10 protein-coding genes and 1 tRNA gene are annotated in these 11,975 nt (G+C 25.6%); all 11 read left to right on the plus strand.

Translation table 4 applies throughout. The features are described from left to right. The first annotated feature begins 207 nt into the window (after positions 1-207). The 11 genes from MPUT_RS01175 to phoU all read left to right on the plus strand — a co-directional run bounded on the left by MPUT_RS01175 (position 208) and on the right by phoU (position 11,970). Positions 208-2,466, plus strand: a complete 2,259-nt coding sequence (locus MPUT_RS01175; RefSeq protein WP_014034980.1) for an ABC transporter permease — start codon at positions 208-210, stop codon at positions 2,464-2,466. 2 nt (positions 2,467-2,468) lie between these two features. Continuing rightward, on the plus strand, positions 2,469-3,173 hold the full coding sequence (locus MPUT_RS01180; protein WP_014034981.1) for an ABC transporter ATP-binding protein: 705 nt from the start codon (positions 2,469-2,471) through the stop codon (positions 3,171-3,173). Further along, positions 3,151-4,566, plus strand: coding sequence for an aromatic motif membrane protein (locus MPUT_RS01185; protein ID WP_014034982.1), 1,416 nt, complete (start codon positions 3,151-3,153; stop codon positions 4,564-4,566). Before MPUT_RS01180 ends, MPUT_RS01185 begins: the two co-directional genes overlap by 23 nt. Next, the gene (locus tag MPUT_RS01190; RefSeq protein WP_014034983.1) at positions 4,557-5,384 is read left to right on the plus strand and encodes an aromatic motif membrane protein; all 828 of its coding nucleotides are present in this window, start codon (positions 4,557-4,559) and stop codon (positions 5,382-5,384) included. Before MPUT_RS01185 ends, MPUT_RS01190 begins: the two co-directional genes overlap by 10 nt. After that, positions 5,374-6,204, plus strand: a complete 831-nt coding sequence (locus tag MPUT_RS01195) for an aromatic motif membrane protein (RefSeq protein ID WP_014034984.1) — start codon at positions 5,374-5,376, stop codon at positions 6,202-6,204. The genes MPUT_RS01190 and MPUT_RS01195 overlap by 11 nt, the downstream gene beginning before the upstream one ends. Before the next feature lie 117 nt (positions 6,205-6,321). Continuing rightward, positions 6,322-6,406 (plus strand) — tRNA-Leu (locus MPUT_RS01200). Between the two features lie 87 nt (positions 6,407-6,493). Continuing rightward, on the plus strand, positions 6,494-6,931 hold the full coding sequence (locus MPUT_RS01205; RefSeq protein ID WP_014034985.1) for a hypothetical protein: 438 nt from the start codon (positions 6,494-6,496) through the stop codon (positions 6,929-6,931). Positions 6,932-7,103: 172 nt separating this feature from the next. Next, on the plus strand, positions 7,104-8,306 hold the full coding sequence (gene ptsS, locus MPUT_RS01210; RefSeq protein ID WP_014034986.1) for a phosphate ABC transporter substrate-binding protein: 1,203 nt from the start codon (positions 7,104-7,106) through the stop codon (positions 8,304-8,306). 74 nt (positions 8,307-8,380) lie between these two features. Further along, positions 8,381-10,483 carry a phosphate ABC transporter permease PstA gene (gene pstA, locus MPUT_RS01215; RefSeq protein ID WP_014034987.1) on the plus strand — a complete coding sequence of 701 codons (2,103 nt, stop codon included), beginning with the start codon at positions 8,381-8,383 and terminating at the stop codon, positions 10,481-10,483. Then, positions 10,483-11,298, plus strand: coding sequence for a phosphate ABC transporter ATP-binding protein PstB (gene pstB / locus MPUT_RS01220; protein ID WP_014034988.1), 816 nt, complete (start codon positions 10,483-10,485; stop codon positions 11,296-11,298). Before pstA ends, pstB begins: the two co-directional genes overlap by 1 nt. Positions 11,299-11,307: 9 nt before the next feature. Further along, positions 11,308-11,970: a phosphate signaling complex protein PhoU gene (phoU, locus tag MPUT_RS01225; RefSeq protein ID WP_014034989.1), complete on the plus strand. Its 663-nt coding sequence runs from the start codon at positions 11,308-11,310 to the stop codon at positions 11,968-11,970. The last annotated feature ends 5 nt before the right edge of the window (positions 11,971-11,975 follow it).

The raw sequence follows: 11,975 nt of genomic DNA on the forward strand, positions 1-11,975 counted from the left end.
TATTACTAGTTAGATATTTAACTTAAAAATTATCAAAGCATCAACTCAGGTTGATGTTTTTTTGTTTTTAATTAGTTAGTTAAACTAGTTAGTTTATCAAGCTTATTTATAATTTTTATAAAAAAGTTTAAAAGCTCTTTGACTATCTTATTTATAATTTTTATAATTTAATTAAGAGTAAGAAAAAATAGATAAAGAAGGGTTTTTATGACAATTTCACTATTTAGTTATGTCAAATTTACTTTTAAAAACGTTATTAAAAAGAAAAGTTCAATTTTCTTTCCAGTGATTGTTTTAGTTACTTCACTAATCATAGGAATTATTTTAGTTAGTGCAATTCCTAATAAGTATCTTGAGTTAATTTCTTTTTTATACACTATTTTACTAATTATTATCACAATAATTTTTAGTTCAATTAAAGCCTTAAATCTTTTTAAAGATCTGGAAGTTGAAGGTATTGAAATATTAAGTTTATCTAAACCAATCTCAAGAAACTCTTTAGTGATGGGAAAGCTAATTTCATTTAGTTTTTTAAACTTAATTTGAAGTGGTGTGTTATTTGTTTGTGGTTTGTTATTTTTTTATGCTAACAATGGTTTTGGTCAAACACTTTTAAAAAGTTTGTTATTAGCATTTGTTAGTTTTTGTAGTTTTTTTATCTTTGGATTATTAACAAGTATTTTAAGCTTTAAATTAGCTCAAAAAATTACTATCATGATTCCTTTAATCATTTTTATTCCTTTAAGTTTAACTGGTTTAGTAATTTCAACTAATGTTAAAACAACTCTTAATCAGTCAGCTTTATATCTAAATCGAGTTTATCAAGATCATCATGCTGGTAATGAACTAAATGCTGAAGCCTACTTTTTAAATAACCAAGATCAGTTATTTTTAATTCCTAATGGTAGTGATAATCATAGTTTTGATGAACAACAAACTAACTATTTGCAACAAGTAATCAAACATACTAGTACTGCAGCATTTAACTGACAATTATATAGTTGGATTGCTATTCCTTATCAATTGATTAATGTTTTTAATTTTAATAATAAAAATATTTTTAGTTCTTTAGATTCTAATTCAGAAAATCATTTAAATAACTTTGTTTATTATAATGATTTAGATAATTTTGCTTATCAGTATAAATTAGAACAAAACACCAAACAAACTAAATATTTAACTGAATCAAATAAACATAGTTATATTGTTCCAGGATTATTAAAATCACATTCAATTTTTTCAGTTGCTAGTCAAGATTTACTAGCTGAATTAGAAAATTATGATTTAGTGTATGCCATTAATGGAGTTGATGACCCAACTAAAGATTTTGAAACTGATCGGCAAGACTTTGCAAAGATTAATAACTTAATTGGAAAAGTAAAATGAGATTATGTTAAACAAGTGTTAAAAGATCAGAAGTTTAATGATATAGCTCAACAATTTGTTAAGAAGTTTATTACTAATCATCAACAAGTTATTCAACAAAAAAACTTAGATGAAATTCATCAAAAGTTAATTAAAGCACTTGAAGCTGAGTTAAATAATAACCAAAGTCAAATTAATCAGTATGTTAATGATAATTTGGTGTTATTTAGTAGGGTATCTTTAAAAGATGGCTTAATTAAATCATTTGAAGAAAAACTAATTTATTATGCAGTTAGTTTAATGAATTATATTTATTTTAATTATCAGAATAATGTAATTTATCAGGCAATGATTAAACATCCTAATAAACAAGTATATGGTAATTATCAATATAAGTTAATGATTAACAATAAAGAGTATAAATTAGGTGGCTATAGTGGTTATTCAGCTGTAGTACATGAAAAATTAGATAATAATGCTAGTCAAAATCAAGAGCAGTTAAAAGCTCAAATTCAAAAGGATTTAAAAACTCTTAATAATAGTCAACTGTCTGAATTGTGAGAAGAATATCAAAAAGCTAATAGCAGTAGACAACAAAATAAAATTGGTACTTTATTATTAGATCTAACAAAACTAAAAAACCTTTTAAATACTTTTGAAGGTAGTGATAAGCAAGCTGCAAGCTATATTTCAGACATAGATGGTGAATTAAGAAAAAAAGTTGTTGAATTTATTAAAAGTGAAATTAGTAAAGTTGAAGCCGAGATAAATAAAGCAACCGAATCTAAAAGAATGTTTACTCAAAAATTAGAAGAATTAATTAAACAAGAAAATCAGTCTAACAAAGATAAATTAATAAATATTCAAAAAAACTGAAACGAATTAGAAAAAAGACAATCAGATAAATCTAAATTTGCAACTAGATATCAAACAAGACCAAGTAAAACTAATTTCTTATTCCAATCATCAGATGATTTATATTCAATAACTAGAGATAAAAAAGTTGTCAATAATTACTTATTATTTGTAATTTGATTATTGATAATAACTATCGAATTTGTAGTAGTATTTAAACTTTATCAAAGAAAGGATTACCAATAGTTATGAATAAAATTTTAGAAGTAATTAATTTAACTAAAATCTTTGAACAATCAAGTAGAGGTATTAAAAACATTAACATGACTATTTATGATGGTGATTTTCATGCTTTTATTGGTGAGAATGGTTCAGGTAAAACTACGACAATTAAAACGATTATTGGAGCTTTTTGAGATTATCAGGGTCAAGTATTAATTAATAATATTGATATTAAAAAACCATCAGCTAGAGCAATTCTTGGTTATGTGCCTGAAAGTGCAGTCTTTCCCAAAGAATTAACTTCTTATCAATATTTAATTAACTTTGCTAGGTTATGAAATCTTGATTTAAAACAAGCTGATTTAAAAATTAAAAGCTTTTTAAAAATGTTTAATATTTTAGATTTAATTGATGAAAAACCGGCTAACTTTTCATCAGGTCAAAAGAAAAAGATTTTATTAATTCAAGCACTTTTAAATGATCCTAAACTAATTATTTTAGATGAACCAGCTTCTAATTTAGATCCTACTGCAAGATATGAGTTATTTAACTTTTTACAAAAGATTAATCAAGAACAAAAAATTACCATCTTAATTTGCTCTCATATTCTTTCTGAAATTGATAAATATGTTAATTCAACTACTTTACTAGATCATGGAAAGGTAGTTTATTCAGGTAAAAAAATCAAACATTTAGAAGAGTTATTTTATGAAAAAGTGATTGCTAAGTAGTTTATTATTACTTATTCCATTATCTAGTGTTAGTTGTCAGCTAAATAATAATCATCAACAAAATCAACCTGTTATTAACAAAAACTTTTATCAATATCCTGCTATTCAAAAATTACTAACTGAGCTTTTTAATAATAATCAAGTTTTAAAAAATCAGTATCTAAACCAACAAGAAAATTATTCAGATCACAAAATTGCTAATCTTGAATATCTTTTAACATTATTACCAATCTTTAATCCTAGAGACATCAGAAATAATGTAAGTAATTTTTATATTATCAATCAAAAAGCAAAAGAAGTTTTAACTCAGTTATTAAATCATGATTGGTATTGATTTTTAAAAAATCTTAACCAGTTTGAATTTAACTTTAATCCTTATCATGATCGATATATTGGATCTGAATTAGAAAAGACTTTATTTGAATTATTTACTAACCAAAATCTTTCAAAACAACTTAAACAACAATTTCAAGTTGATTCTTTACTAATTAGTCTTAAATCTCAAATTTTTAGTCAAATAATCGAAGTTGATATTAAAAGTCACAATAAGCTATTAGCTCAAGATCAGTATCAATATAAAAAAGCTTTATATCTAATTTATGATCAAAATAAAGCAATTAAATTATTAAAATATAAATCAGCTGGAATTGTCAAATATCAAGTGTTTACTGATCTATTTGTTTTTAAAAATACAAATAATTTAAAAGAACAAATAACTGAATTAGAAAATAAAATTTATCAAAATAGAGCTAAAGAGATCAGTGAAGAATTTGCAGAAATTGAGCCTTCTTATCAAAAGATTGTTGAAGAATTTAAAGACGAATTTTTAGGTGATGATTCTGTTAGTCAAATTAATAATCATCTTAGAAGCAAAATTAGAAAACCTAACTCAGATAAAGTCAAAAAAGATTTAGAAGAGTTAAACAATGCAATTAATCAGACATTTGAAAAATTAGATAAATTAGTTCAAGATAAGGATGGTATAAATAAACAAGATTTTAATAACTGAAAAGAAAAAACATTTGTAAATAAATTATTACAAAATCAATATCAAAAGTATTTTAATTCATTAAAAGAAGAACTTGATGACAACTATGATAGTTTTGTTGAAAAATGATCAAAAAAAGCTGATGAACTTTGAAATAAGTTAGAAGAAAAATTACCTGAAATAGATTTAAATAAAAAATTAAAACTATCTCAAAAATTTAGTGATGAAAAATGTTATAGCTTTTTAGAAGCTAACCAATACAATGACTTTTTAGCAAGAACACTTGACCAAATAAATAAAGTTGACAGTTTAAAAAATATCAAAAGTGATCAAGCAGGAATTATCAAAATACTTAAAAACTATAAAATCCTTAGATATAGCTGGAGGTCAATCAAATGAAATTAGATAAAAAGACAGTTAAAAAAATCTCTTTAACTTTTATTGTAATTCTTTTGATTGTTCCAGTAGCTGCAATTCTTGGTCAATTTAAGTTTAAAACTGAAACATTAGATTTAGAAATTCCAACAAATCATAAAGTAAAGATTGATAAACTTTCTGATCAACAGCAAGTTTCAAATAAGTATTTAAACCAATTAGTAGAAACTACTTTTAAAACTAATCAACTAGCTAAAGATCAGTTTTTAAAATCTCAAGATCAAACTTCAAGTTTATTTGAGCAATTAAAACAAATTACTGATCAAAATAAAGTCAATGAGTTTATAAATAAAAACTGATTATTTGTCTTAAAACACATTGATAAATTTCAATTAAAATTCAAAGACTATTGAACTTTAAATGAATATGTTACAAATATTAATCAAGCTCATAGTTCAAGTTTTATAGACAAAATAAATCAATTGAAAAATACTGATCATCACAATATTAATCTAAAGCAAAATCACTTTGATTTTATGCATTTAGGTGAAGAATCTCAACATAACCACGGACCAAACTATTTATTTTATCTACGACTAGATAAATTAGCAATCAGAATTTTAATTAGTAGAGATAAAAACAAAACTGATTTTAAATTTGATAAATTTATTTATTTTAACCAAGCACAAAACAATAATTTCACTATCTTAATAGCTCAAGTAATTCATCAAATTATTCATCAAGATAGTAGAGCAATCCAAACTTTTGAAGATGAAATAGTCTCAAATTATGGAATTGCTACAGTTAATGATTTAGTGCTAAGAAAGGATGATAGTGATGAAAAATAAAATTAAATATTTATTATCATCTTTAATGCTAGTCTTTGTTACTAGTAGTGTTGTTAGCTGTAAAACTAGTTCAAATCAAATTGTAATTAATAAAATTAAAGATCAACATCAACACAAATGAGATGTCTTTTTAAGTCAGTCTTATGTAGTAGAGTTATTAGATTTGGTATTTCAAAATCAAGAACAAAAAACTAAATATATCGCATCACAAAAAAAGCTTGATAAAGATTATTTTGACCAATTAAGAGAGTATTTTACTTATGCAAATAATGTTGTTAGAAGTTATTCATATGATAGTAAGCAACCATTTGGTTATCAAGAATTTTCGAAAAAACTTGATCAATTATTTCAAGAAAATTGATTATGAGCTTTATTTAACATTGATAAATTTAAATTTGTTTTGTATGGTGAATCAGAACAATTTATTAAACAAGTTGAAGAAGCTAATCGTGATTCTCAAAAAAGTAGTGTTTTAGTTGGATCATTTATTAAACTAAAAACTAATCTAATAAATCAGTACGTAATCTATCAAACAAGTAAAAATGAAACTTATTTATATTTACTAACTTCAAGTAATAATATTTTTAAAATCACTATTGATAAAACTAATTCAAAAACCAAAGTAGAATTAGATCAATACACTTATGCTTATGAAACTTTTTTAGCTAAACCTGAGCAAATCAAAAACTTTGATTTTAAAAAGTATGCACACGTTACTTCACTACATAACTCAAGTAATGCTACACAAAAAAATCTTTTTGATGCTCAATACGGAGGATTGCCTTTAAGATTAACTGTTGTTGATATTATTAAAAAATAGCTAGATTAAATTTAATCAAATGACAATCAATTTATTAGTTATTTTCATTTCACTAGACAATTATTTATTTTAGCTAGTTTTTAAATTTTGTAATATAATAAATATTGTCTTACTTAAGCCCTTTTGGTGGAATTGGCAGACACATCAGATTCAAAATCTGACGAGGAAACTCGTATCGGTTCGACCCCGATAAAGGGCACCAGTTTGAAAATTAAACTTAGTTCATTCTAAGTTTTTTTATTTTCTAATAGTTTAAAATAAAATTATTAAATGATAAGGAACTGATATTGTGAGTTGAAATATCTCAAAAGTTGATCAGACTAAAATCGCTGTAGTTTATCAGCAAATGGGTACTTTTAAAACCTTTGCTCAAGCAGTTGATACAGCTGTTAAAATGGCTAAAACTGAAAAACTATATTTAGATATTTATTCAGATCAAAATCAACTACTTGATAGTTTGAACTATACAAAAACTTTATCAGTTCAAGAAGTTTATCAGAAATCTATTAGTGATCTAAAACTGGCTCGTGCTGAAAAAACTGTTTCAAAAATTGAACTTGATCAAAGAAAACAAGACTATAAAACTAACAAAGACTTTAATCAAGCAGAATGACTAAAGCAATTATATATCAAAGCTAAAAGACAATATCAACACAAAATTAAAGCTATTAAGTATGCTAAATTTAGATATAAAATAGCTAAAAAAACCTTTAAAAAGAGTCTGTAAATATCATTAAAATATTGACTAAATATATTAAAAATCTAGTCGTTAGTGTGATTTTTAATCATCACCAAAACTAAATTAGATCAAAAAATATTTATGCTAATAATTTAGTCTATTTGTTATAATGTTATTAAAAGTATAGAAATTAGTTTTAAAGGGAGAATAGCTAAGCAAAATGAAAAAGGATCAAACTGTTGTTAATCAAAAAACAAGTCAGTGATTTTCTAATTTTATAGATATAGCTAAAAACAAAAGACTAATATTAGTTTTTATTATCATAATTGCAAGTATTTTAGGACTATGAACTTGAACATTTTTAACAAGTAATAACACTATTAGTATTGGAGGAAGTGCTAGTGCTGATCCAATTATGCAAAGACTTACTAATATTTATCAAAAAAAGACTAAAAAAGCTTTTGTTTATTCTTCAACAGGTTCTGGAGCAGGAGCTAGCAATGTTGTAAATAACACTTATAACATTGGGTTTATTTCTAAATCTGAAACCGATCAATCAATCCCGAAACAAATAGCTGATCATTTGATTAGAAAAGATCAAAAAGGTGATGGGGAACTTTTTAAAAATATCACTAGTGAAAATAAAGATCAAACTTTTAATCAACTTTTAAATGAAAGACAAACTCAAGATCAAACTAGTTATCATTTTGTTGATTTTGCAAAAGATTCAATTGTTTTTATTTACAACATAGACGGAACTGGTTTAACTAATGACCAAATTCAAAACATTGAGTTTATGGTTGCAGATAATAAAATTAATGAGCAAGCAACCCAAGCTTTACAGGCAATTTATGCAGTTAATGATCAATCAAAATTAATTAGTTGAAGAGAGTTTTATAAAAAATTAACCGGAAAAGACGAAGCTAATATAAATAATAAAACTAAAGTAACTGCCTATTCAACAAACTCTGGATCAGGAACAAAAAGTTCATTTGAAATTATTTCTGGATTTAAAGCCAAAAATTACAAAGTTGGTCAAGCAGTTAATCAATATAATTCAAATGGTGCAATCTTTGAACAAATTAGTCGTTCGAAGGGTGCTTTTGGTTTTGTTTCAATGCAATATGCCAGAGAAATTAAAAAATTTCCAAACCTAAAAGCAGTGATTATTAAAAAAGATGATAAAAAATGAGATATTAACAAAACTATTGACTATCAAGATTATCCATTAAACCGACCATTTGTGGCTTTATATAAAATGACTGGTAAAAAAGCTCTTGATCTTGAAATTTTAGAATTTATTTACTGAGTTTCATCATCAAATGAACCAGAAGTTAAGAGTTTGTATGAAAAATTAGGTTTAGTACAAAACTGACAATCACAAAATTATATTAATAACAAATTATCTTTTAATAAGTACTAACTTTAAATTTAACTAGTAGTTTAAGTATTAACTATAAAACAAACTGATATTTAATTAAATAACAAGGAGATGCTATGTTATTAAATCAAAAAGTTAAAAATAATACTAATTTCAAGTCTCCAAAACAGCGTAGTGGCTTTGTTTTTAATTTATTAAGATCATTAATTTGATTTTTTAGTTTATCATCAATAGCGATACTAATTTTATTAATTGTTTTTGTTGGGATTAAGACTAGTACAATTTTTAATAAACAATCTTTTTGAAGTTTTATTTTTGGAAAAACTTGAAACCCAGAAGCAAACCAGTTTGGAATTGGGATTATTATTTTAATGACATTAGTCTTAATGTTATTTTCAATGTTATTTGCTGTACCTTTAACATTATTTACCACACTATTTATTTCTGAGTATTTATCAAAAAAAGCACAAAGAAGAACTATGACAATTATTAAATTATTAGCCGGGATTCCTTCAGTTGTGTTTGGGTTATTTGCAAGAGAACAAATTGGTAATTTATTTAGATTAATGGGTGCCTATACAAACGATAATTTGATGGTTGCAGCAATTACTATGGCTTTTATGGCAATTCCAATTATGGTAAGTTTAAGTTATGATGCAATTCAACAAGTACCTATTGGCTATCGAGACTCATCACTAGCTTTAGGTATTTCTAAAGAAAAGACTACTTTTTCAATTGTCAGAAAATCAGCTACTCCTAAAATCATTTCAGCAGTTATTTTAGGTATGGCTAGAGTTATTGGTGAAACCATGGCGATTATGATGGTTGCTGGTAACGCTACAGCATGATTCAACACTAATAATGGTGCGGCTGGGTTTTTATTTTCATCACTAAGAACTTTGTCATCAACTATTGGATTAGAAATTTTAGAAAATAGTGGAGCAGCTCACGAATCAGCTTTATATGCGATTGGATTATTTTTATTCTTATTAGTGTTTGTGATTAATCTTGCAATTTTACTAGTTTCAAATAAAGAAAAAATTTCATCAAAAATTAGAATACTAATTCATTCTAAATCTTCGAAGTCTTCAAAAGCACAATATTTAAAACTATATGATGCAAATGATTTAGACTTTATGATTAAAAACCGAGCACAAAACCAATTGTTTAAAAACCTTTACTCAAAAACTATGCTTGTTTTAATGTGGCTATCAACTAGTTTTGTGATTGGATTTACTTTTTGAATTATTATTACAACAACAACTCACGGTCTAATAGCAACTCAATATAGCCATGCTTTTTTATCAATTGAAGGACAAGCAGGAATTTTTGCAGCAATGCTAACTACTTTATTATTAATTTTATGTACTTTAGGTATTGCCATTCCTTTTGCGCTTGCAACAGCGATTTATCTAGCCGAATTTGCAAAACCTAAATCTTTATTTGCTAAAGTGTTTAGATTTTTATTAAATATCACTGCTTCAACCCCATCAATTATTTTTGGGATTTTTGGTTTATCAGTGTTTATTAATTATTTAAAAATTCCGTTTAGTGTAATAGCTGCGGCTCTAACTATGACGATTGTGATTTTACCAATGTTAATTAAAAACTTCGAAGATGCGATCACTGGAGTTCCTAAGACTTATCGTGAAGCAGCAGCAGCACTTGGGTTAAGTAGAACTAAAAGATTATTTAAAATCGTTTTACCAAACGCGATGCAAGCAATTATTACAGGAATTATTTTAGCAATGGCTAGAATTATAGGTGAATCAGCACCAATCTATTTAACACTTGGAACTGCTATTAGAATGCCTTTAGAAGGGTTTATGTCATCAGGAGCTACTCTAACTACTGGAATTTATATTCTAGCAAGTGAAGCAGGACCGGGTGTAGGTCAAGCGATTGCCTGATTAATGTCATTTGTAACTATTGTTTTTGTTTTAACATTAAACTTTACTAGTGGTAGAATTTCGGGTTTACTAGTTAGAGCCAATCAAACTACAAATCACAAACTAAAAGAAGTGTTTAGTAATTTATTTAAAGCTGAAACTTATAAAAACTGAATTATAAATATTAGTAAAAACTTTACTTTAATCATTCAAAAAGTATATCATGTGATTTTAAAAACTTTTAATCTTAAAGCACTGATTAATCGTATTAATCTAACTATTAAAAATAAAAAAGCATATCAACTAGTCAAAAAAAGAGGTAAAAAATAATGAACTCTACAATTGATGAAACTAAAATTTATAGTAAGTCAAATAAAAAAGAAAAACAAACTGTAATTAAAATTAAAAATTTTAATTTTTACTACAATAGAGGTAAAAAACAATCGTTGTTTGATATTAATATGGATATTAAAGAACGTACAATTACTACTTTTATTGGTCCTAGTGGATGTGGTAAAACAACTTTATTAAAATCACTAAACCGAATGAATGATTTAATTGATGGTACTAAAATAACTGGTCTAATTAGTATTTTTGGTCAAGATATTTATGATCTAAATACTGATATTACTAAACTAAGAACTCAAGTTGGTATGGTCTTTCAAAAACCCAATCCTTTTCCAATTTCAATTTATGAAAATGTCATTTATGGTCCTAAATCACAAGGAATTAAAGATAAAGCTATTTTGCAACAAATTTGTCAAGAATCACTTCAAAAAGCTGCTTTATGAGATGAAGTTAAAGATATTTTACACACTCCCGCTTTAGGATTAAGTGGTGGTCAACAGCAAAGATTATGTATTGCTAGAGCAATTGCTATGAAACCAAATATTTTATTAATGGATGAACCAACAAGTGCACTAGATCCAATTGCAACTTTAAAAGTTGAAGAGTTAGTTTTAGAGCTAAAAAAAGAATATACGATTGTTATGGTGACTCATTCAATGCAACAAGCAACAAGAATTAGTGATTATACAGGTTTCTTTTTTAAAGGTGAATTAGTAGAATATAATAAGACTAAAAAACTTTTCACAAATCCTAGAGATCAAAGAACAGAAGATTATATTTCAGGAAGATATGAGTAGAGGTAGATTATGGCAATTAATAAAATTCTAGACAACGATTTAGAGCAATTACAAAATATGATTGAAGAAATGATTGAAACTACTAAAATCCAGTATGCTAAGAGTTTTTCAATTATCAGAGATCAAAATCCTGAACTTGCTGAACTGATTATTGAACACGATAAAATCATTAACGCTATGCAAAATCAGTTTACATCAGCAGCGCTTTGAAAAATTTCTAAACAAAAATTAATTGCAAAGGATTTGCGACTAGCAATTGGTGGTATTTTAATTAGTCGTGAAATTGAAAGAGTTGCAGATTATTCAAAATCAATTTCAAGATTTTTTAGTTCTTATCATCCAAACCAACAACAAGTTGATATGATTGTCGAGTTATTTGAATTAGTAGTTGAAATGTTAGATGCCTTTTCTCACTTATTTTCTAACCCAGAAATTAACACTAACAAGATTACTGATTTAGAAGTAAAAATTAGTAATAAGTTTAAAGAATTTTATGCCATTTTAATTGAATATTTAAAGCAAGCCAAAACTACTAAAGAAGTTGAAAAGATCATTGCAGTTATGAAACAAATCATTAATTTAGAGCGCGCTGGTGATCATTTAATTAATGTTCAAGAAATTGTTACTTTTATTAAAACTGGTAAGTTTATTGAACTAAAAGAATACAATTAACCTAA

Source organism: Mycoplasma putrefaciens KS1 (assembly GCF_000224105.1).
In the GTDB taxonomy this organism is placed as follows: domain Bacteria; phylum Bacillota_I; class Bacilli_A; order Mycoplasmatales; family Mycoplasmataceae; genus Mycoplasma; species Mycoplasma putrefaciens.